Origin of the sequence: Idiomarina sp. 017G, assembly GCF_004362265.1 — a bacterium.
Classification (GTDB): Bacteria; Pseudomonadota; Gammaproteobacteria; order Enterobacterales; family Alteromonadaceae; genus Idiomarina; species Idiomarina loihiensis.
Window position 1 is genome coordinate 54,640 of sequence record NZ_SNWT01000009.1, and the last position, 23,166, is coordinate 77,805.

General features: G+C 46.8%; 19 protein-coding genes. 7 read left to right on the top strand and 12 right to left on the bottom strand.

The features are described 5' to 3' along the window. The first annotated feature begins 54 nt into the window (after positions 1-54). A complete protein-coding gene (locus DEU30_RS11425) occupies positions 55-951 on the top strand; it encodes a TIGR00730 family Rossman fold protein (RefSeq protein WP_011235632.1) in 897 nt (298 codons plus the stop codon). Here the strand turns inward: DEU30_RS11425 and DEU30_RS11430 are convergent. From DEU30_RS11430 to pgsB, 6 genes are all read right to left on the bottom strand, one after another. Next, positions 934-2,049 (bottom strand): ABC transporter permease, encoded by a 1,116-nt coding sequence (locus tag DEU30_RS11430; protein ID WP_011235631.1) that lies wholly within the window; start codon positions 2,047-2,049, stop codon positions 934-936. The two genes, DEU30_RS11425 and DEU30_RS11430, sit on opposite strands and share 18 nt — an antisense overlap. Further along, on the bottom strand, positions 2,050-4,779 hold the full coding sequence (gene rbbA / locus DEU30_RS11435) for a ribosome-associated ATPase/putative transporter RbbA (protein WP_114982249.1): 2,730 nt from the start codon (positions 4,777-4,779) through the stop codon (positions 2,050-2,052). Continuing rightward, the gene (locus DEU30_RS11440) at positions 4,779-5,834 is read right to left on the bottom strand and encodes an HlyD family secretion protein (RefSeq protein WP_011235629.1); all 1,056 of its coding nucleotides are present in this window, start codon (positions 5,832-5,834) and stop codon (positions 4,779-4,781) included. The genes rbbA and DEU30_RS11440 overlap by 1 nt, the downstream gene beginning before the upstream one ends. 111 nt (positions 5,835-5,945) lie before the next feature. Further along, positions 5,946-7,097: a poly-gamma-glutamate system protein gene (gene pgsW, locus DEU30_RS11445; protein WP_011235628.1), complete on the bottom strand. Its 1,152-nt coding sequence runs from the start codon at positions 7,095-7,097 to the stop codon at positions 5,946-5,948. A 14-nt stretch (positions 7,098-7,111) separates the two neighbouring features. Continuing rightward, a complete protein-coding gene (pgsC, locus tag DEU30_RS11450) occupies positions 7,112-7,687 on the bottom strand; it encodes a poly-gamma-glutamate biosynthesis protein PgsC (RefSeq protein ID WP_011235627.1) in 576 nt (191 codons plus the stop codon). Then, positions 7,684-8,889, bottom strand: a complete 1,206-nt coding sequence (gene pgsB, locus DEU30_RS11455) for a poly-gamma-glutamate synthase PgsB (protein ID WP_011235626.1) — start codon at positions 8,887-8,889, stop codon at positions 7,684-7,686. Before pgsB ends, pgsC begins: the two co-directional genes overlap by 4 nt. A gap of 103 nt (positions 8,890-8,992) precedes the next feature. Here pgsB and DEU30_RS11460 point away from each other — a divergent pair, with 103 nt between their 5' ends. Next, on the top strand, positions 8,993-9,487 hold the full coding sequence (locus DEU30_RS11460; RefSeq protein ID WP_011235625.1) for a DUF4199 domain-containing protein: 495 nt from the start codon (positions 8,993-8,995) through the stop codon (positions 9,485-9,487). Here the strand turns inward: DEU30_RS11460 and DEU30_RS11465 are convergent. The 3 genes from DEU30_RS11465 to DEU30_RS11475 are packed head-to-tail and all read right to left on the bottom strand — an operon-like array spanning position 9,484 to position 12,477. After that, positions 9,484-10,692 (bottom strand): ectonucleotide pyrophosphatase/phosphodiesterase, encoded by a 1,209-nt coding sequence (locus DEU30_RS11465; protein WP_011235624.1) that lies wholly within the window; start codon positions 10,690-10,692, stop codon positions 9,484-9,486. The genes DEU30_RS11460 and DEU30_RS11465 overlap by 4 nt on opposite strands. A 21-nt stretch (positions 10,693-10,713) precedes the next feature. Beyond that, positions 10,714-11,052: a zinc ribbon domain-containing protein YjdM gene (locus DEU30_RS11470; protein WP_034822721.1), complete on the bottom strand. Its 339-nt coding sequence runs from the start codon at positions 11,050-11,052 to the stop codon at positions 10,714-10,716. Positions 11,053-11,112: 60 nt separating this feature from the next. Further along, positions 11,113-12,477, bottom strand: a complete 1,365-nt coding sequence (locus DEU30_RS11475; RefSeq protein ID WP_011235622.1) for an SLC13 family permease — start codon at positions 12,475-12,477, stop codon at positions 11,113-11,115. Between the two features lie 88 nt (positions 12,478-12,565). Here DEU30_RS11475 and DEU30_RS11480 point away from each other — a divergent pair, with 88 nt between their 5' ends. Continuing rightward, complete coding sequence (locus tag DEU30_RS11480) at positions 12,566-13,786, top strand: APC family permease (RefSeq protein WP_114982250.1); 1,221 nt, start codon at positions 12,566-12,568, stop codon at positions 13,784-13,786. A 9-nt stretch (positions 13,787-13,795) separates the two neighbouring features. Continuing rightward, complete coding sequence (locus DEU30_RS11485; protein ID WP_114982251.1) at positions 13,796-14,743, top strand: alpha-L-glutamate ligase; 948 nt, start codon at positions 13,796-13,798, stop codon at positions 14,741-14,743. A gap of 64 nt (positions 14,744-14,807) precedes the next feature. Here the strand turns inward: DEU30_RS11485 and DEU30_RS11490 are convergent, their stop codons facing one another. After that, the gene (locus DEU30_RS11490; protein WP_114982252.1) at positions 14,808-16,943 is read right to left on the bottom strand and encodes a TonB-dependent receptor; all 2,136 of its coding nucleotides are present in this window, start codon (positions 16,941-16,943) and stop codon (positions 14,808-14,810) included. 229 nt (positions 16,944-17,172) lie between these two features. Between DEU30_RS11490 and DEU30_RS11495 the strand changes: the two genes are divergently transcribed. The 3 genes from DEU30_RS11495 (at position 17,173) to DEU30_RS11505 (ending at position 19,954) form a co-directional block, all read left to right on the top strand. Beyond that, entirely contained in the window at positions 17,173-18,114 is a 942-nt protein-coding gene (locus DEU30_RS11495) for an META domain-containing protein (protein WP_114982253.1), read from the top strand. An 18-nt stretch (positions 18,115-18,132) separates the two neighbouring features. Further along, positions 18,133-18,585, top strand: coding sequence for an Rrf2 family transcriptional regulator (locus tag DEU30_RS11500; protein WP_110013448.1), 453 nt, complete (start codon positions 18,133-18,135; stop codon positions 18,583-18,585). A gap of 94 nt (positions 18,586-18,679) precedes the next feature. Continuing rightward, complete coding sequence (locus DEU30_RS11505; RefSeq protein ID WP_114982254.1) at positions 18,680-19,954, top strand: amidohydrolase family protein; 1,275 nt, start codon at positions 18,680-18,682, stop codon at positions 19,952-19,954. Positions 19,955-19,971: 17 nt separating this feature from the next. On the opposite strand, the gene DEU30_RS11510 is transcribed toward DEU30_RS11505, so the two are convergent. Both DEU30_RS11510 and DEU30_RS11515 read right to left on the bottom strand, forming a co-directional pair. Further along, positions 19,972-20,862 carry a MaoC/PaaZ C-terminal domain-containing protein gene (locus tag DEU30_RS11510; RefSeq protein ID WP_114982255.1) on the bottom strand — a complete coding sequence of 297 codons (891 nt, stop codon included), beginning with the start codon at positions 20,860-20,862 and terminating at the stop codon, positions 19,972-19,974. Between the two features lie 112 nt (positions 20,863-20,974). After that, positions 20,975-23,017 (bottom strand): BCCT family transporter, encoded by a 2,043-nt coding sequence (locus DEU30_RS11515; protein WP_114982256.1) that lies wholly within the window; start codon positions 23,015-23,017, stop codon positions 20,975-20,977. Between the last annotated feature and the right edge of the window lie 149 nt (positions 23,018-23,166).

A 23,166-nucleotide genomic window follows, 5' to 3' on the forward strand; every position in this document is an offset into this window, starting at 1 on the left:
TAAGATAAACTAGCCGCTATTGATTGCCATTAAATTCATGTATACGGACTTCCCATGACAGAAAATGAATTACATCGACGCCGCTTAATTTCAGCAAAGCAGTCTGAAGAATCTATCGCAAAAATAGAAGGACAAAGTTCGTATAAGCTGGCATTTGCCGATCATGATTTTTTACTTCAGGACGATTTGCGTGCGGTACGTTTGCAACTGGAATATTTAAAGCCTCAGTTAACTCTGGAAAAGCATCAGATAGACGCAACCATTGTTGTCTTCGGTAGTGCTCGATTCTTATCCCCTGAACAGGCGCAACATGATGCTCGCATGGCCGAGCAGGCATTAGCAGAAGAACCGGGAAACGACAGCTTAAAGGGTAACTTAAAGCGTGCTCAGCGGGCATTAAAAAATAGCGCTTATTATCAGCAGGCAATGGAGTTTGCCCGTATAGCGACCGAACACAATCTCCGTCACAACGATGAAAACCTGATGATTGTCAGTGGCGGTGGCCCCGGCATCATGGAAGCTGCGAATCGGGGAGCGATGGAAGCCGGAGGTGAAAGTATTGGACTGAATATTGTACTGCCTCATGAGCAACGCCCAAACCCATACATAACCCCGGAATATTGCTTCCAATTTCATTATTTTGCCATTCGCAAAATGCACTTTCTGCAACGAGCCCGTGCGTTGGTTGCTTTTCCCGGCGGCTTTGGAACACTGGACGAGTTATTCGAAACTTTAACCTTGGTACAAACCAAAAAGTCTGAGCCAGTTCCTATTGTTTTGGTGGGCTCTGAATTTTGGCGTCGGGCAATCGATTTCGATTTGCTGGTAGAAGAAGGCACTATTGCAGAATACGACTTAGATTTGTTCCAGATTGTGGATAGTGCAGAAGACGCTTGGCAGGCTATTTGTCATTGTTATGACTTAAAAAATAGTTCACACCATATCCGCTAATCGCTCATGAAAGTGGCGCCAGGAAACCCAAAAGAATAAGGCTCCAATACCGCTTAGTGCAAGTAGCTGTGGCCAAACAATGCCTAACCCTGCACCACGGAATAAGATGCTTTGACCAAATTCGGTAAAGTGAGAGGTAGGAGCAAAGTACATCACAGCCTGAACTGCAGCCGGCATACTATCAAAAGGTGTCATGCCGCCGGAGAGTATCTGCATTGGCATAATAATGAGCAAAAACAGTAACCCGAACTGAGGCATAGAGCGGGCATAGGTTCCTAAGAAAATGCCAATAGACGTGGTGGCAAAAAGGTGCAGAGCGGTACCGAATAAAAACAGTGTTAAGGAACCGCTGGTAGGTATAGCAAGCGCCTGTTTAATTATCACAGTGAGTGAGAACGCAGAGGCAACTAATACCACTAAGGCCATAGCCCAAACCTTGCTGACCATAATTTGAAAAGGGCTGACCGGCATTACCATAAGGTGTTCAATGGTGCCGTGTTCCCGTTCTTTTATCAGGGCTGCACCGGTTAAAATAATCGACAACATGGTAATTTGGTTAATCAATTCCATAATGGCACTGAACCATCCGCTATCAAGCTCTGGGTTAAACTGCGCCCTTACGGCTATATCGACAGGTAACTGAGTGTCGGACTGCGTGAAGGAGCTGACTTCGCGATTAATAATAGATTGAATGTAACCGTTACCAGTAAAGGCTTGACTCATTCGAGTGGCGTCAACAATGAGCTGTAGCTGAGGCTGCTCACCGCTTAGCAAATCACGCTGCAGCCCTTCAGGAATATCAATAATAAAGGTGTAGCGCCCCTCGTCCATAAGCTCATCTGCTTCTTGAGCTGAAACCGCTTCCGGAGGCAAAAAATAAGGCATTAAGAAACTGTTGATCAGTTGGTTAGAAAGCTGGGAACGGTCATTGTCGATAACGGCTATTGGTGTTTTGTACAAAGTTTGTGGCGTGGCGGATGCCGCGGTATAAATAAATACGGTAAAAGCCAGCATAATAAACAGCAGTAACATAGGGTCACGCGACAAGCTAATGAGCTCTTTCACACCTAAATGAGCAATATTTTTAACTGATCGCATTTATTGGTCCTGTTTCCTGACTAAGCTAATACCAATGGCAATGAAGAGAATGGCTGCGATGCTGAGCCCGACTAACATGACCTGCAGCTCATTAAACGACAGAGCTTTCGAAAACACGCCTCGGCTGACAATCATATAGTAAGTTGTCGGATAAATTTCGCCGATAACCTTAGCAAAACCTTCCAGCGAAGTAACCGGTGTGATCATTCCTGAGAACTGCGATGCAGGCAGGATGGTGGCAAGTGCAGTACCAAAAAGCGCGGCAATTTGACTGTTAAGAAAAGCTGACATAATAAGTCCAAGTGCGGTTGCACACAGAACATAGAGAAAGGTCGCGAGTGAGAAGGCCAGAAAACTTCCGGTGAGTTCTACGTTAAAAATAAACAACGCCTGAGCAACCAATATTAAGAAGTTCGCCATTGCGAGAACGACATAGGGGAGTTGCTTACCAATAAAAAACTCACTTTTGCGAGTTGGGGTAACATAAAAGTTCGTAATAGAGCCCAGTTCTTTCTCTCTCACTACCGACAGTGACGTCAATATCGATGGGAAAAGCATTAACAACAGTGGAATGACAGCAGGCACCATGGCTGGCAAGCTTTTAACGTCGGGGTTATAGCGGTATCTCGACGCTATATCGACCGTCGCTGGCTTTGTTGACTGGCTACTTAATTGTTGTTGCTGTTTTTGTAACCAGTCAATATGCATGCCCTGAATGTAACCTTGCGCGGTCTCTGCGCGCATTGGCATCGCACCGTCAATCCACGCTCCTATACTGACGTTTTCTCCACGCTGCATATCACGAGCAAAGCCGCTGGGTATTTCTATAGCTAAGCTGATTTCTCCGGCTTTTAAGGCATCGTCAACTTGTTCATAGCTTGTCAGGGGTGTTTTTTCATTAAAATAACGAGAACCCGATAAGCTTAAAATATAGTCCCGGCTGGTGCTGGTCTGGTCACGGTCTAATACCGCGAAATCAATTTCATCAACGTCCATATTAATGCCGTAACCCAAAACAAACATCAGAATAACGCTACCGACTAAGGCCATCACTAAGCGAACTGGGTCGCGGATAAGCTCCAGGGTTTCGCGGTGACTGATGCTGAGCAGTCGCTTAATGCTGAAACCGTGACTGAGTTTCAGTTTTTCATTATGTTGCAGCTCTGGTGAGTCTTCCATCGACTGTTCAGCTCGCTGAGAGTCAGATGCCTCTTCTAAATAATTGACAAAGGCATCTTCCAGCGAATCACTATTACGGCTTTTAGTAATAGCTTCGGGGGTATCGGTTATTAGAACCTTCCCGGCATGCATTAAGGATATGCGATCACAGCGCTCAGCTTCGTTCATAAAGTGCGTTGAGATAAATATGGTGACACCATGATCGCGCGATAGTTTTAGCAGAATTTGCCAGAAGTTATCCCGCGCAACAGGGTCAACGCCCGAGGTTGGTTCATCCAGTATTAATATTTCTGGCTGGTGGATCATTGCAACCGCTAAAGATAATCTCTGCCGTTCCCCCACAGGAAGCTGGGTCGGTAATTGCCGAAACAGTCGCTGTAAATCGAATTGCTCAGCAACGACGTCTATTCTGTCTTCTATGCTGTTTTTAGGAATATCGAATAACTGGGCGTGTAATTTTAAGTTTTGGTAAACCGTTAATTCTCCATACAAGGAGAAGCTTTGAGCCATGTAGCCTACACGTTTTCGGGTTTCAAGAGGGTTATTCTCAATTGGCTGATCAAAGAGCCAGGCCTTACCCGCGCTTGCGGTAAGTAAACCAGTCAGCATTTTCATGGTAGTGGTTTTACCGCAACCGTTAGAGCCTAAGAAGCCAAAAATCTCGCCTTTTTTAATGCGAAAACTTGCTTTATCTACGGCGGTAAAGTCACCAAATTGCATGCTAAGATCCTGAGCTTCGATAGCAATCGATGTTTCTTTTATCGGGAGGCGCGCGGTATTATCAAAGCCTTGATTGGATCCCGCACCCAGCAATTTGATATAGGCTTTTTCAAGAGTCGATGTTGCCGTTTGCTGCAGTAATTCGTCTGGAGAGCCTGCGGCTAATAACTTCCCTGCACTCATAGTGGCGAGCCAGTCAAAGCCTTCGGCCTCATCCATATAAGCGGTAGCGACTAAAACGCTCATGTCAGGGTTCTGTTGACGAATATCAGTAATGAGTTGCCAGAATTGACGACGAGACAAAGGATCTACGCCAGTGGTAGGCTCATCAAGAATAAGTAGCTCGGGTTCGTGAATCAATGCACAGCAAAGCCCAAGCTTTTGCTTCATACCACCGGATAACTTGGCACTGGGGCGATCCCGAAACTCCCATAAGCGAGTGGCTTTTAGCAAGCGACTGACACGGCGCCGACGTTGTTTACCGTCAATGCCGAAAAGTTGTGCGAAAAAGCTGAGGTTCTCCTCAACCGATAAAGTCGGGTAAAGGTTTTTGCCGAGCCCCTGTGGCATGTAAGCCAAACGACGATACAAATGTTTGCGTTGACGCGACTGACTCAAGTCTTCACCAAGCACGTGTAATTGGCCTGTTTGTAGCGCGCGTGCCCCGGAAATCAATGAGAGTAAGGTGGACTTCCCTACTCCGTCGGGACCAATAAAACCGCAGAGCTTACCATGAGGAATAGTAAGCGATAATGATTCAAGCGCTTGTTGTTTCCCGTAGCAATAATTGATCTCGCTAAGTGTTACTACTGAGTCATTGTCTGTTGACATCAGTCAAGCTCCGATTGTAGCTCAATAGGCCAACTGTCCTGTCCATCAAGTTTGACATAAGCTACCCCGGGAAGCCCGGTTTTTACCCGTTCCAGATGTTGTTCTAGTAAATTTTTATCAATGCTGGCCCGGACCCGAAACATCAACTTTTCGCGTTCTTCCTGGGTCTCTACTGTTTTAGGTGTGAATTGAGCTACGTCTGAAATAAAGCTGACATTAGCCGGAATGCGGTAGTCCGGCAGGGCATCTAATACAATGCGGACTTCACTACCGACTGAAATCTTTCCAATAATCTGGGTTGGTAAGAAAAAAGTCATGTAAACATCGCTCAGATCGACCATATTAACTACTCGACCGCCACTCCCGATAACTTCGCCAGGTCTTGATACTATGTATTGAATGCGGCCATCACGGGGAGACAAAAGGGTACTATCATCAATTTGGATTTGGATACGTTCGATGGTTGCTTTGGCTGCTTCAGCAGCAGATTCGGCTTCTTCTCGCTGTGAGATGGCCGTGGTAATTGCCGCTTCAGTAGAAGCAATTTGAGATTTTGCTGCAGCTACCGCCGACTCTGCGCTAACAACAGCGGCTTTTGCATCATCAAGCTCCTGGGCCGACATAGAGCCTTGTTGGGACAAGCTCTGTACGCGTGCCAGACGCTTTTTGGCAAGGTCTAACTCAGATTCTCGTTGTTTTAATAAGGCCTGTGCGGCGTCTTTTTCAGCGCGCCGTTGGTTAACTTGGCTTTTGGCGGTATTGATGGCGTTTTGAGTCTGTTTAAACTGTGCCTGGGTTTGAAGCAGTTCAGCTTCCAGAGTGGTGGTATCAATTTTTGCCAGTTTGTCGCCGGTGAGCACGAACTGACCCTCTTCAACCCATACGTTGTCGAGGCGACCGGCAACTTTCGTGGCTACATTAATTTCGACGGCTTCTATTCGCCCATTGCCACTGGCAATGCCTTCATAGTTAGTCGACTCTTTGTTGATACTAAGATAAACGAAAAGGGCGATGCCAATAATGACCACCGCCCAGACAATATTCCTTTTGTTCATGCTCTCATCTCACTAATAAGCGCTAATATATTACTGTTAGTTTTAGCACTAAATTAGCCAGTATGTAAGCTAGCCTAAAAGAGGGAGTAACTCCCTCTTTGTTGGTATCTATTAAACCATCGGTTTCGTGCTCTTACCGCTTTCGCCGGTTCGGCGCCACAAGCTAGTGATGCGTGCAGAGCGGACGATAAGCCAGGTCATGGCGAATAAACCAAGGCCTAAACCAAGTGCTAACCAGCGGTTATAAACGGTTGCTGAATAGATACCGCCATTGCCAACGGGCACAACTTCTTGTGGCATTAACGGAAGGCCATGTCGTGTGGCCATATCTTTAATGCCACTAAAGTGAATACCCGGAATATCTTCTTGCAGGAAATAGCCCATCATGGTGTCGACAGCAAAAGCTCGTGAAGGAGCGTCCCTCTGAAGACCTGACTTGAACATATCATCAATACCAGGAGGGCCTACTATAGTTGCGCCACCACCAACATTTATGAAGGCTTTGTATTGACGGTCAGCTGAATATTCACGAAATATGGCAATACGGTCAGCGACGGCTTCCTGGTAGCTTGCAGGATCAATAAAATTGATACCGGCTCTTTCTATTGTATTTCGTATTGAGGTAATGCCTTCTTCGGGAATACCAATTCCCCGATCTTCAATACCTCCAATAGAAGCGTAAACGGGTTTTGAACTGAGTACGCCGGCTTCGCGGAGTTCTCGCTCCATATCAAGCCATAGAAAGTTGGGTACGTTTCCGCCCCACTGCGAGGATGATGCGGAAGCGATAATAATCGCTTCTGCTCCCATCGCTTCGATAGCTGAATAGACGGCCAGGTTCATTGCCGGAAAGGAGCCTGATACCGTAACTGCAACTAAATCTCCTTCCTGCACACCAGCATCTGCCATTAATTTGACCGCGACCGCTGCCCAATTAGGGTTAACCGTGGTTTGTTTGGATTCGCGACTACCATGGTTAGTGGTAACAATACTGTTTTCCAAACCAACCATGCCAGAGCGTTGGGGGTCGAACTCCGGGTTAATTGGAGCCAGTTTTGCGCGTAACGGTTTAAGAACCTGCATACCTTCACGCATTATTTTTGACGCATTAACCATGGTTGCGTAATTGTCATCAACGACGGGATCGCGTTGTTTTATATTTTCCGCAGAAACCATAACGATTACTGACAGTACGATAAGAAAAATAAGTCCCCAGGTTGGTACGCCCGACGAACGCCAATAAATCTTTGTAAAACTACTCATGATTCGTCCTCCTGTTACCAGCCTGGCATCTGAAATGCTTGGCTTGCTTCGTACATTTGTAATGATTCCGGCATAATGATGATAAGTGCCAAGCGGACCAGTACCGCAGTTACTGCGAGTCCGCATAAGGTCTGCAGTACGCCTTGCCGATCAAACCAAATAGCGATAAGCCCGGGAATAATGTAGCCGACGATGCTACTTTCCATAATCGACATCATAAAGCTAGATTCAAGAGTGGCAACTTGAGCCTGTGCATCACCACCGCCTGCTATCATTTGCAAATCTACCCAGTTAACAATGTTACCAAGGAATAAATCCATCAAGCCGGCAATGAGATAACCGGTAAGAATCATGATAATGGTTTGGCGACGCCCATAAATAATAGCGAAGCTGGCAATAACTCTGACAATTAGGTAGGTAATAAGCGCCGCAACAAGCGTGATAGCCAAGCTTAGAGGATCAGTCAGTTGCAATGCAACATAACCCGGAACAACCAAGCCGCCGGCGGCTAAACCTAATGTTTGTGTGAGTAACAAAGTAAAAAATAAACCGACACCAATGGCAACGGCAAGAATGTTTAATGCAATCATAAATCTTCCTCCTTGATTGCCCGGTTCTGGAAGAAACGAGCGACTTCTTCGCCACCTCCGTGAATGTTGCACATACCGACAACTAATGCGCTGCTGCCGGATTCTTCTAAAATAGTTTCGGTAATTTCGGTCATCTCAGCATTTTCCATAACAAGTAGCTTTTCGGGGTCAAGGCCGTATTTCACGGCATTACGGACGAAAATGAAGGTTCCTGAGCCCATTAACAGGTATTTATCTGCGGGACTCCATTTAACGATGTCTTCGGCCATTTGCTGAGAGCGGTGGGGGCGGTCAGCCCTGCAGTTGATCAAAACAATTTTACGTCGCTCTTCGCCATGTTTTTCCAGCATATTTTCCCAAATGCGTCCTGTAGACTCAGGGTCATTGGCTGCAAAGGCGTTGACGAATACAATTTCGCGCTTGAAGTAGTTAACGTGAAGAACCTGCATGGCACCCGCTTCCGGCTCTAATGCAACCATGCCATCCAGAGCTTTCTCCCGGTCAACACCAAGGTGCTGGCAGACATTCAGAGCTAAAGCAACATTTTCGGCGTGCTCTGCGTAACGGAAACGCTTCATGGTGTCATCGGTAATAGCGTTAACTTCGTCCTCGGTTACGCCATGCAGTTCACTTTTACGGTCGTTACATGAATGTTTAAACACATCCAGTAAGTCGCGTTCGGCGGTGAATAAGTCGCCTTTTAGTGGGGTGCTACCTGCCAGAGCTAAGGCGACATCGTTCTCACCGGGGCCCATAACATCTAAATGGTCGGCACGGGCATTGGTAATAACACCAACAGTTGAGCGAACCATTCGCAATTCACTCAAAGACTGATACTGAGGCTGCAGTGCCATACATTCCATAACCACAATTTCAGGCTTTAATGCTGCCATTCTTTTGAGTGTGCGCATTTGTTCAATAATATTTGCACCGCTTATTCGGTAAATAGGAAATTCGCGACCATCCGGGTCGGTAATAGCTGCTGCAGAACCAGTTGTTTTAGCACAAATGCGTTTACCACCACTGCGTAATCCTGCCGCAATTAACCGGGTAACGCTGGTTTTTCCCCGAGTACCATTTACATGGACTCGCACTGGAATTTTACGGACAAGTGCCCAATGGCGAACGGCCTCAAAAGCGCCGGCTATCACCAGAACAACCCACAGTGCAGCCACGATAGCGAGCATGCTGGGTATTTCCACGAGAATCCTCCTGAATTAATTCGTTTAAAACGGGACTATAATTACAGACTATCCCTTAATAGTGCTATTGTTTTTAGGGATCTTTACAAAAGGGTAATCCAGAATGCTTAAAACACGAACAACAGAAATAAAGTGGGGCGTTATTTTTATTATAGTCAGTATGTTGTGGGTATTAATAGCAAGGCTAGTTGGTCTTCATGACAATTACATTGCTTACCATTCAACTTACTCGAACTTCTTTGCACTTATTGCTATCGCCATTTATGTATTAGCACTTAGAGAAAAACGAGAAAAAGATCTTAACGGATCAATGACTTGGAAGCAGGGATTCATCAGTGGTCTGATTATAGCCATTGTGGTGGCGGTTTTAACGCCAATTAGCCAGTGGATAACACACGTTATTATTTCACCGAATTATTTTGAAAACGTTAGTAACTTTGCTGTTAATGAAGGTGGGATGGACGCTGAGCAAGCAGAAGTTTATTTTACTTTAGGTAGCTATATTATTCAGTCAATGCTTTTTGCCCTTGTTGTCGGCACCATCACGGCAGCAATAGTCGCGATATTTATGAAAACACCGCAACTTGACGATAATTAATTCGCTTTTAAGATTGGCCGGAGTACGTCAGCCCGGCCATCAATTTCGGTGAGCAGATCTAAATTGAGTAATTCTGCCAGCATTGGGTATATATGGATGTTCTCAAAACGCTCAATTTGCTGGCCACGATGAAAACCGGTTCCGGCTGCAACAAAAAAGCCGTCCATATCGCGGGTGCCGTAATACCCGTGAGTGCCGCCGTCTGACCACTGATCACGCGGCCGTGTAGCGAAGCTGGTAGGAGCATCCGTTGCTAAAACAATGGCAGGAACCCGTGGGCTATTCACGAAGTGCCGTTGAGCCAACGCTGCTTCCGATTCTGTATAAAAGGGGGCATCAGCCATTTGGTTCAAGCGTTGTCGGAGTGAGTCCACTTGCTTGTCCGAAGTCTCCTCATTTGCGTAAATAAGCAGTCGAGTTTGTGCATTTACAACGTTAAAAAGCTCTTCATCAATATTCAGCTCATTAACATCAATCATCTTGTTGGCCTTTATTGGCGCCATGCCGTGGTCAGAAACCAGAACCAGATTAACCGGCGCATCCACTTCCGTTTGCATTCGCTGCCATAACTCGCCAATAAGCTTATCAACGTGCTGAACTGCACCTTTCACTTGTTTAGCGTCCGGGCCAAACCGATGACCCATGGTGTCAACGACAGAAAAATAGCCAGTAACCAGTCTTGGACGCGCTTTCTCCGGTAACTTTAACCATTCAATAATTTGGTCTACTCGTTGGCTATTAGGAACCGGTGTACTGTAATGATAGAAGTAACTGGGCGTCCGGCCATTAATGCGGGCATCAGACTCAGGCCAGAAAAAGGTCGCCGCTTTTACGCCCTGAAATTCGGCAAGGTTCCATAGGGGTAAAGCGGTAATCCAGCTACTGTCCTCTAAGCCGTCGCCCATGCTGTACTTTTGCTGGCGTTCGGTATCGTAAAAATTATTATCCACCAGGCCGTGATTAGTGGGATAACGGCCGGTGATAATAGATAGATGATTTGGGAATGTCTTTGACGGATAAACAGGAATAAGCCCTTTACTGCGCACACCGCTTTTAGCTAATTCTGCAATGTTTTTGGCGTCATGTTTTTCAATATAGTCGTGACGAAAGCCATCAATTGAAATAAGCACCACAGTTTGTTCATTACTTTTCCCGAAAGTAAATGACGAAAAAAGAACAAGGCAGACAGCTAAAAGCGTTCTCATAGTAATTTCCGGTATCCGATTTTAGACCTTTTTAACAAATTCAGATTTCAGTTTCATTGCACCAATACCATCAATTTTACAGTCGATGTCATGGTCACCATCAATTAAACGGATATTCTTAACTTTGGTACCGACTTTAACGACCGATGATGAACCTTTAATTTTAAGATCTTTAATGACAGTGACAGTATCGCCGTCTTCCAGTGGTGCACCGTTGGCATCGCGAAAAGTGGGTGCATCGTCAGTTGTTTCTGGCTCGTTTTCAGACCATTCGTGTCCGCATTCAGGACAAACTAATAAGGTACCATCGTGGTAGGTGAAGCTTGATTTACACTCAGGGCAGGCTGGGAAGTCGCTCATGTCAGATCCTTTTGAGGAGATGAAAGCGTGCGATTATAGCCTGTCAGAGCTGTCGGCGCACTAGACAAAAATTAATACCACTAGTGTTGTGACAATGGCCAGCAAAATATTCAGTACCAGGCCTTCTTTCGCCATGTCTTTTATAGTGACTCTATTAGAGGCAAAAACAATAGAGTTTGGCGGTGTGGCCACCGGCATGCAAAAGGCACAACTGCAGGCAATAACCGCCGGTATCATGAGTAACTCGATAGGTAACTCAAGTGCTGTTGCCGTGGCAGCCAGAATTGGCATCAGCAAGGTGGCAGTTGCTGTATTGGAGGTGACTTCTGTAACGAAGGATACGGTCAGACTCAAAACAAAAATCAGTAACCACAATGGCAGAGCGTCCAACGCCGTGAGAGACTGACCAATAAGTTCGCCAAGCCCACTTTCCATAACGCCGCGGGCTAAGCAAATACCGCCGGCAAATAATAGCAGAATGCCCCAGGGAATATCTCTAGCCAACGGCCAGTTTAACAGTTTCTCGTTTTTCGCATTTCCGGTAGGAATAACAAACATAGAGACAACGCCGGCCAGGGCAACGGTCGCGTCATTGAGGCTGCCAACGCCAAGCAATCCAGTCCAGCCGCCAAAGGGAGCGGTACGTGTTATCCACAAAACGACGACAGTACCAAATACCATCAGCACGCGCTTTTCGTAGGTTGTCATTTCACTGGTGGTTGGCAACTCAAGTGGCTTTGACAGTTTGACGTTACGCGTTAACCAAAGTGCGATAATAGGTAACCCCAGCAGAACCATGGGTAAACCAATGCCCAGCCAACGGGTAAAACTGAATTCTACGCCGGTAATATTCTGGTAAATAGACGCAAAAATCAGATTTGGTGGTGTTCCTACTAACGTCGCGACGCCGCCAAGTGAGCCGGCGTAGGCCAGGCCTAACAGCAAAGCCCGCTGGAAATTTTCGTCGTCGCTGGCATCGGCCAGAGCTAAAGCAACGGGTAAAAGTGCTAAAACACTCGCTGTGTTTGATATCCACATGGACAGAAAGGCGGTTGCTGCCATAAAGGAAATAACCACTTTGCGACCATTGTCAGCACCAATGCGGGCAATCAAAGACAGAGCCATGCGTTTATGAACACCGCTGGCTTCAACGGCTTTGGCCAGCATAAAAGCGCCCATAAACAACAGGATAATATTGTCACCTAAAGCGCCTGCGGCGGTTTGTGTGTCGATAACCCCAAACGTTGGAAGCAGCACAAAAGGCAGTAATGAGGTGACAGGTAAAGGGATGCACTCGGTTACCCACCACCAGGCCACCCAGACAACGGTGCTTAAGGTTAGAGCCGCGGGTAACGGCATGTTTGCCAGCTGTGTTGTGAGTAATACAATAAGGGCGGTTATGGGTCCCAGTGCTAAATGTTTCATTAAGTGGTTGTCACATCCAGTTCATCTTTTACCCTGTAAGATAATAGAGAAGTGACTGAATCACCAACGAAAGAAAAAAGGGCAGCCTATGAGTCAACAACTCGTGCGTTCCACCTCGCTGGCCGGAGCTATAGTTTTAGGGCTGGGTTCCATTTTAGGTACCGGTGCGTTCGTTAGTGTGGGTATTGGTGCGGATATTGCCGGTGGTGCCGTTTTATGGGCCATTCTCATTGCGGCAGTAACGGCTTTATGCAATGGCCTGTCTTCGGCTCAGTTAGCTTCCGCACATTCAGTAGGCGGCGGCACCTATGAATATGGTTATCGGTTTCTGACCCCGGCTTATGGCGTAACGGCGGGTAGCTTGTTCGTAGTAGCAAAAAGTGCGTCAGCGGCAACCGCTGCGCTGGCGGTAGGCTGGTATGTGACGAATGTCACGGCAATACCTGAATATTTAGCACAGTGGATAGCCGCCGCAGTATTGGTGCTATTTACGTTATTAGTACTGGGGGGCGTTAAGCGCACAAACTGGGTTAATGCAGCCATTGTTACGGTGAGCATAGTGGCTCTGTTGGCTTTTATTATTACAGGTCATCAACAAACCGCCGTTGTTGAGCGGGCTTCGGTCGAGTGGTGGCACGTTTTGCAGGCGGCAGCTCTGCTTTTTGTTGCCTACACAGGTTACGGACGTATTGCCACCATGGGGGAAGAGGTACAAAATCCGCGTCAGGTTATTCCGCTGGCCGTTATTTTAACTCTGGCGGTTGTGACGCTTCTGTATTTGGGGGTTGGTAGCGCGCTCTTGCATTTTCCCAGCATAGCGGACTTCCAGGCGGAGCACTTCTCTTTGGCGAGTTTGTTGCCAACTGGACCTATACAATGGTTGGTCACCGCGGGTGCAGTGGTCGCTATGGGCGGAGTTATTCTCAACTTAATTTTGGGGGTGTCGCGGGTGGTTCTGGCCATGGGGCGCAGAGCCGATTTGCCAATGCGCTTTGCTAACTTAAATGACCAACAAACCTCGGCGCCACCGGCAACCTGGTTAACTTGTTTTGTCATGCTGGTGTTGGTCGCAATTGGTGATATAAAGACCGCATGGTCGTTCAGTGCCTTCACGGTTTTAGTGTATTATGGCATCACGAATTTAGCGGCACTGAAGGTCACAAAAAGTGATCGTTTTGTGCCTAAATGGGTATCCATACTAGGTTTAGTCAGTTGTCTTGGGCTGGCCGTTTTTGTTCCCTGGCAGGTATTGTTGTCAGGGCTTATTTTTATTGTCGTAGTTCTGCTGATACATCAGCTGAGACGCTAAGAGGTAACCATGCGAGATATTGTTATTCTGCACGAAAATGAAGAGTGGCTGGTGCCACTAAGAGCAGAGTTTGAGAAGCGCGGTGTGCAAGCCAAAGAATGGTTCCTGGATACGGGGGTTATACCTTTTTCCGAGCTTCCGGAAGATGCGGTTTACTATAATCGTATGAGTGCCTCCTCGCATACAAGAGGACATCGTTTTGCACCGGAGCTGACTCGCATGGCGTTAACCTGGTTGGAAAACAGTAATAGAACCGTGGTTAATGGTACCCGTGTGCTGGCGCTGGAAGTGTGTAAGCTGTCGCAGTATGCGGCGTTACAGAAAGCCGGCCTTAGCGTGCCGAAAACGCAGGCAGTGGTGGGAAAAGAACTGCTGACAGAAGCGGCTGAAAAGTTTGCCGAGTGGCCACTAATTTTAAAGCCTAACCGCGGTGGTAAAGGTTTAGGTGTTATTAAGTTTGATGATGTCGCTGGCTTAAAGAACTACCTAAACAGCGACGATTATGAAGAGCCTTTAGATGGCATTTGGCTGTTACAAGAATACATTCAGCCAAAGCAGCCGCATATTACGCGCAGCGAATTTGTCGGGCAGAAATTTGTTTACGCGGTTAACGTGAACACTGAGCAAGGCTTTGAGTTATGCCCTGCCGATGTGTGCAGTGTGGATGATGCGTTTTGCCCAACCAGTGAAGCGCCTGTTGCAGACGACCAGCCGAATAAATTCACTATTACGCAGCGCTTTAATGACCATGAAATTATTTTTGCGCTGGAAGCCTTTTTAAAAGCCAATGATATTGATGTGGCCGGCATTGAGTTTATTGAAGACGCAAAAGGCGAACTGTACGTTTACGATGTGAACACTAACACCAATTATAATCAAAGTGCAGAACGCGAAGCGGGTGTTAAGAAAACAGGCATGGGCGCGTTAGCGGATTACCTGATTAGCTTAGCGCAATAAGGCGGCCCAGAAAAAATGGCCCCATAAAAATGGGGCCATAACAAATCCAGGGAGGGATTGTTTTTTAGAAAGTGTATTCCACACCTAAAGAGGCTGTTTGAGGTTTGTTCGGACGCGCACCATGTGGTGAGCGAGCAACAATCTTCTGCTGATCGAACAGGTTCTCAACTTTGAAATAAACCGCCATGTTGTTGTCGACTTCATAACGGCTGACAAAGTCGGTCACAAACAGTGATTCGGTTTTGTTGAAACGGCTGTTGTCACGGTTACAGCCAACAGAGACGCACATTTCGTCAATGTATTTACCGACCACATAGTTTACCCAGCCTTTATTGTTGTCTAGTGCAATACGAACGCTGAAGGTATTCTGCGGAATGTCATTCAGTTCATCGCCATCCATCAAACCTGTTACCACATTGTCCTGACTGATTTCACCTTTAGTGTAGGTGTAAGCAAAATCAACTGGCATAAGGAACTGACCCAATTCAAAGGTATTGCTTGCCTGTAACTCCAGACCCGTTACGGTCGATTCACCCAGAACATAAGAGCCCGATTCAGCACCGTTGTCACACGGGTTAGCAATTGAACACTGTTGTGTGGTGTCGCTAAAGTCGCTGTAGAAACCAATGGCTTCCGCAAAGAATGAACCTTGGTTAAAACGAACACCGGCTTCGTAGTTATTGCTGGTTTCTGGTTCCTGGAACTCTTTGGCTCCGCCACCTAAAGGAGAAAAACCTTTATGTGCGCCAGCCAGAACCTGCCAGTTTTCGTTCACGTCATAAGTGAAGGATACGCCCGGCAACCACTCGTCACTGTCGTTTGAACGCGTGCTGTCCAGTTGCTCGCGAGCCGTATCAGAAAACTGATTACGATAAGACTCGACGTCTTCATAACGCAGCGCAAAGTGTACGTTAAGGTTTTCAGTTGCCTGCCATTGGTCGGTTAACCAGAAGCTGACGGCGTCAGCGCCTTCTAAACGGTTATTGCCGCCGCTTGGCATGACTTCGCCCTGGTATACGAGACTACCGTTAACCTGGTCATAAATTTCAACCGGCTGAAAACGATCCATCTCGTCGCTGTGGTCACGAACACCGACTTCCAGGTTATGAGTCCCTAAAGCAAACTGAGCATTGGCTTCAATACCTTTAGATTCATAGGCGCGGTTGTTGTTCTTGTAGTTCAAACCGGCTTCATCCTGAGTGCCTTGCAAAATAGCCAATGCATCGGCGTCACCGTTGTTAGCCGCACTGACGTATGCATTGCCGCCATCCAGCTTGAACCAGTTACGGGCAAACTCATTATAGTAACCCAAAACATTCACGGTCAGGTTATCGGTTGCTTCAAATGCATAGTTTAAACTGTAGCCTTTGTGCGAGTTATCCATCTGATCAATTTCAGAAAGGCCATAACGGCGATTTTCATTCTGAGCAAAATCGGTATCAGTCAGGCCAAGATAGGTTTCATTTGAGATTTCTTCGGAGTACTGAACTTTAGCTAACAGACTCTGGCGATCGCCAGTCCACTGCAGTTTTGCAACATAGTCCTCAATATCAAAACCGGTATCGCGGCTGCTGCGGTCAATTTCTTTGAAGCCGTCGCTGCTGCGTTGCACGGTTTCTAATAAAAATCCCCACTGGCCTTCAGTGCCGCCCACGTGAGCGTGAATGTCACGACTGCTGTTTTCGCCAAACTGAGTCAGAACCTGCCCACCAAAGTCTTCTGGAATAGGTGTTGTCACCAGGTTTAAAACGCCGCCTGTTGTTTGCGGGCCGTAACGTAATAAAGGTGCACCTTTTAATACTTCAACTGACGACATACGGAAGGTCGTCGGGAAGTAGTAGGCGGCCGGATTTGAATAAGGTGCCGGGGCCATCATGACGCCGTCTTCCAGCAGAGTGACCTTGCTGACACGCCCGGCGGTTGCAGCACGAATACCGATATTAGGACGCAGGCCTTCGCCATCTTCTTCACGGACATAAACACCCGGTATGGTTTTCATTAACTGGTTAATGTCGCTCGGAACCTCAATGCGCATCTGTTCTTCGTCAATAACAGCGCTGGAGCCGGCAACATTGCGGGCATCTGTTTTACTGCCAATAATTTTGATTTGTTCGATATCAGTATCGCCTGCTGCATTATTGGCCATAGCGGGAGCTGCAAGAGCGGTCAATATGGTGCTGGCTAAGATCGTTTTCTTCATAACGGACTCATTTCACCTTTTTTAAAAAGTTATTTTAGATTAATTAAATTCGAGGTGAATGATAATTAAAATAAGAATGATTCGCAATAATAGATTCTACCGTTTTTATCTAACTCTTTATTCTGGCGCCCGTTCGGCAGATTTGAAAAAGACTTGGAAGAATTAATGCAATTACCAGCGTGATCTATAGAATTCTAACTTAACGGTTAAAAATATAAGGATGGCAAGTATGCCTGCGATACATATGAAAGGAAGTGTCTCTATTCTCGTTGTAATGCTGCTGTCAGGTTGCGCCCTGTTAACTCCGAAAGAGCAAGTGCCGACATATTACCAGTGTGGAGCCAGCGAGCTCAGTGTGCTGCAAAAAGAAAAGGGTGTGCTGTTAAGTTACGGGTCGCAACAAGAAGAGTTACCTCAGGCGGTGAGTGGCTCGGGAGCCCGCTACTCAAATGATAAAGAACCATTAACTCAGTTTTGGAGTAAAGGTAACGAAGCCGATATTATCTGGCGGGGCCAGGAGATGCCACTTTGTGTTGAGCAAGGCACTTTACCTAAACACTTTACGGCGAAAGGCAACGAACCTTTCTGGCAAGTGGCGGTAAACCCCCAGCATATGGCACTGACAACCCCTGAAAGCGAAGCGATTATTGACTTGGCCGCAGCGGAGGTTGTGTCTGAGCAACCTTACGAGTGGCGTATCGAGTCGACAACCGACAAACATCTTATTGTCATTGACAGACTTTGTCGTGATTCAATGAGTGGACGTTTGTACCCCTATCAGGTCGATTTACAGGAATCCGACCGCATGTATTCTGGCTGCGGTGGCGACAGTGAATGGCTACTTCAGGGGGCCAGTTGGGAGTTGTCAGAATTTGAAGGGCATGCCATTCATTCTAAACCCGCAACCATTCAGTTTTTAAAAGACGGTCAGCTTGCCGGTTTTAATGGTTGTAATCGTTATTTCGGGAATTACAACATGGGTGGCGAACTTGCCCAGATTCGGCTTACCGGAAGCACAAAAATGGCGTGCAGCGGCGAAGCGAACGAACTCTCGCAAGAGTTCAGCAGTGTTCTGGAACGAGTTTATCAAGTGAATATTGATGATAAAGGACGCTTGATATTGAGCACTCGCGGAGGTCGTCAGATGACATTTAAGCAACAGAGCGAATAAAGGTATAAGGGCGCCACCATGCAATTAAAAAAGTACACAGATTACGGTCTGAGAGTTCTTATGTATCTGGCTGCAAAAGAAGATACGAAGCGCGCCACTATTGATGAGTTGAGTGGCATATTCAATGTGCCACGCAATCACTTAAACAAGGTCGTTCATCAATTAGGCAAAGAAGGCTTAATTGAAACGCGGCGCGGCAAAAATGGTGGCTTCCTGCTGGCTATTGAACCGGCTGATATACGGCTGGACAGAGTCATACGCCGACTGGAAGGTGATGAGTACTGGGTCGACTGCCATAAACCCGAGTGCGCTATTTTTCCCGTTTGCGAGCTGAAAAATGTGATTAACCAGGGCAAAGAGACCTTCTATGACTTTCTGTCCAACTATACGCTTGCTTCATTGGTGAGTAACGACGCACAAATTCGAGAGTTTTGGGGTACCCCTATTCCGGTAACTATCGACAAAGACTGACTTTTTGTCTCAATGTTAGCCACTGTCGTTGCAATTGGTTAGAGTTCGGAGTATCAAAGAAGAACAATAACTAAAATGAAGATGAGGGAAAACTATGCTGAAAAAGATAGCCATCGGATTGACTGTTGCCTTAGCCGGTCATTCTGCTCAAGCCGGTGAATGGCTGCATTGCGGAAACGTTTTTGATAGTGAAAGTGGTCGGCTGGCCGGCGAACGCTATATTGAAGTCACTGATAACAAAATCACGGCGGTAAAAGTGAACAGTCCGGGTGACGATGCTTCGGTTACTGACTTAAGTTCTCATACCTGTTTACCCGGCCTCATTGACTTGCACGTGCATCTTGACGGTCAGTCAGGGCCAAACTCATATATAAAGCAGTTTACCGAAAATCCGGCTGATCTTGCTTTAACTGCTCAGCATTACGGGATGAAGACTCTGAACGCGGGCTTTACCACAGTAAGAAATCCAGGCGACTCTCATAACGTGACTATTGCTCTGCGTGATGCAGTGAATGCAGGTGTGGTTGACGGTCCCCGAATCTACTCTGCGGGCAAGTCACTGGCAACAACCGGCGGCCATGCTGACCCGACTAATAGTTGGAAAGAGGAATTGATGGGGCGGCCTACGCCTAAAGATGGCGTAATCAACAGTGCCGCAGGTGCCCGTGAAGCGGTACGACAGCATTATAAAGATGGTGCGGACTTCATCAAAATTACCGCGACCGGCGGTGTTTTAAGTATGGCCAGCAGCGGTGATAATCCGCAGTTTACCGAAGATGAGTTAAAAGCTCTGGTGGATATTGCCAACGATTATAACTTTCACGTTGCAGCCCATGCTCACGGCAAAGCGGGTATGCTACGTGCTGTGAAAGCAGGTATCACCTCGGTGGAACACGGCACTTACATGGATGACGAAGTAATTGCCGCGATGAAAGAGCATGGCACGTATTTGGTTCCGACAATTATGGCCGGTAAATTTGTTGCCAAGAAAGCTGAAATTGACGGTTATTTCCCTGATGTTGTCAGACCCAAAGCCCGTGCCATAGGACCTAAAATTCAGAATACTTTTGCTAAAGCGTACAAAGCTGGAGTGAATTTCGCCTTTGGCACCGATAGTGGTGTTTCGGCGCATGGCGATAACGCGCTTGAATTCCAGTACATGGTAGAGGCCGGCGTATCAGAAGCTGAGGCAATTCAGTCAGCGACTAAAACGGCAGCGAAAATACTGAAGAATGACAATATTGGGCATCTTGAAGAAGGTAAATTGGCCGATATTGTTGCTGTAAAAGGAAACCCGCTGGAGGACATCACGGTATTACAAAATGTGAGTTTCGTGATGAAAGACGGCAAGGTTTATAAGCACCAGTAATGCACCACCCGGAAGGGTTAGTCGAAACGAACTGACCCTTCCAGTTTCAATGAACTGTGATCCGCACTGCGCACTTCGTATTTGGTTTTATCACCTTGCTCTGACGCCCATAGCTGCACCCGTGCAGGTAAAATAACCGGGCGCTTAAAGGTAACGTCGATATAAGTTACGGCTTTTTGCTGACGCTGCTCAAGCTCAGCCTGAGCTCTTGCCATCATATACATGCCATGAATAATTGGTTTTTCAAAGCCAAACCAGCGTGAGACCAGCGGATGCAGGTGAATTGGGTTAAAGTCGCCGGAAATGCGTGCATAGCGTCGGCCCATACCACTGCCTAATTGCCAGTGACTGAGATTTTCCCAGCTGGCTTCCGGCTCAAATACTTTTATCGGAGGCGTCGATTTTTTCGTTGTTCCAGCATTCTGTCCACTCATCACCTGATAAACGCTGGAGCATGTTGCCACTTTCTCATTATTTTGCCAGAACTCAACCACAAACTGGGGGCGCAGGCGACGCGGAGAAACATCAGGGCCGCGCTTAGGTACTTTTACTCTGGATACCAGCTGAAAAGGCGCTTGCGCAGAAATGACCTGATGACGCTCAATTTTATTGCTGACATGAACCAGACCAGGCGCAGGCCAGGGAAAGCTGTCATCGAGCATTTGCGATAAATGAGCTCTTTGCGCAATGCAGTACAGCATGGCCAGAGGAACATCACTGACAAAACCACCAAACGACTGTTGATAACGGCTCAGATGCTTAGCTGTTGGCGCGGGAATAGAATACTCTTTGAGCAAAGTTTCAGACTCTGCTGCTGACTCATCGCTGCGTTGTAACGTTAACAGAGAACGCAGTAACATGCTGGGCATCGGGCTTAGCTTTTGCGGGCTTGTATCAACACGTTCCATAGTGATAGTTAAACTCCATACTGACAATATGGCTATTCTCGCACATGTCTCCTGCTATCAACAGTCCGACCACTAAAAAGCCGCTCCGGAGAGCGGCTTCTTTACGTTCCTTTTACTTTTGTGATTCAAGGTCTTCATTCAGGTCTTCGTCATGCTTTTCAAGGTCCCACGGGAGAACTCCGGGACTGTTATGACGGAAGTGCAGATAGTTCTCAAACTGATTAATCACATCGTTGATGATATCAGTCTGCTCATAACCATATAGATTATAAGACTGCCCACCTTGTCTGAGGAATACTTCAGCTCGATAATAAACTTCTCTGCCTTCATCGTTAGTTAAAGCATACTCTGGCAGCAGGTAGTCTTTTAAGCGAATTTCGTAAGCAAATTCTAAGTCGCCTTTTCGCTCAACGCTGAGAATAATGCGGTTGTGCTCTTCGTCAGCCCTGAATTCTGCCGGCCAGTCCTGGCCTTTCAATTCGTCCCGCACCTTTTTCATGCTTTCGGTAGCTGGTCCATTGATAAACTTAAGTACTGACTCTTTATTCGGAAAGTCGACCAGCCCAGCCAGACGTTTTTTCCAATAGTCGGCTCCCTCATTGACTCCGCGACGATGAGAATGGCGATGACTCTGAAGGCTCTTAGACTGATGACCTTCAATTATGAGCGCGCGCCACATACCCGCTGCCGAGATTAAGATAATTACCGCAAAGGGTAATGCACTGGTGATAGCGGCGGTTTGCAGAGCACCTAAGCCCCCCGCTACGAGCAATACGGATGCAACAATACCTTCAGTGCTCGCCCAGAAAACACGCTGCCAGACAGGCGTTTCCATCATGCCGCCGGAGGACAATGAATCAATAACCAATGAGCCAGAATCCGATGACGTTACAAAGAAGGTGATAATTAACAGTACTGTCAGGAAGCTCAGGACACTGGTCATAGGTAGATTCTCGTAGAGCTTAAACAACGCTACCGCCTGGTTATCCTGAACTTCTGAAATTAAGGTTGTGTAACCTTCATTCATGATCATATTCAGTGCTGTATCACCGAACACGGCAAACCAGAAGAAAGTGAATATGGTTGGCACCAGCATAACGCCAAAAACAAACTGGCGGATGGTGCGACCGCGGCTGATTTTGGCAATAAACAGCCCGACAAAAGGTGCCCAGGCAATAGTCCAGCCAAAGATAAATAATGTCCAGTTACCAATCCAGTCACTGCGCTCATAGGCCTGTAGATTAAAGGTGCGCTCTACAATGCCGCTTAAGTACGCGCCGGTATTTTGCAAGAAAGTTTCCAGAATATGGATAGTAGGTCCAACCGCAAAAACAAACAGCAACAAGAATATGACTAAGGTAATGTTGATTAGGGAGAGTCGCTTAATGCCTTTATCCATGCCTGCAACGACCGATGCGATGGCTGCTAACGTGATGAGTCCAATGGTAATAACCTGAACCGTTGTTCCAACCGGAATGTCTTCCCATAAGTAATTTAGGCCGGCGTTAATTTGAATAACCGAAAGCCCAAGGGTTGTTGCAATACCAAACATAGTACCGAGGATGGCGAAGGTGTCGACTGTGTGTCCAATAGGGCCGTTGATTCTGTCGCCAATAAGCGGGTAGAGCGTTGAGCGCATAGAAAGCGGTAACCCGTGGCGAAACGAAAAGTAAGCCAGTACTAAACCGACTAAGCCGTATATCGCCCAGATATGAAAACCCCAGTGGAAATACGCAATTTGCATGGCCTGCTTGGCTGAACTCACGGTTTCTGCAGCGCCAGCCGGTGGTTCCGCGTAATGCAGTATGGGCTCGGATACACCAAAGAACAGCAAGGCAATACCGTACCCGGCCGAAAAGAGCATGGCGAACCAGGACGTAAAACTGTACTCCGGTTCGCAATGGTCGGGTCCTAATTTAATTTTGCCCCAACTTGAAACAGCCACACCAATAATGAACATGAGAAAAAGTGCGACCGCTAACATATAAAACCAACCGAAGTTGTCGGTAATACCAGCCAGGGTCCAGTCAAACAGCTCGCCGGCTTTTTCCGGGGCACTTAAAGTGCCTATAACCAGTAAAGCTATAACGATAACCGCAGGAAGAAATACTGGCAGTAAAATTGCAGAATGCCATTTTTGCTTCTCGGCTGACATAAAAGCTCCTGTTTTTATTATGATTTATTTATATATAGACTACTTAAAAAGATTTGTAATGGGTCACTTTGCATTTATTTGCTGTCTAGTTTCTGGCCTGTAGGTTAAGATTATGGCTGTTATGGTTGTCGATAAAGAGTCATGTTGCA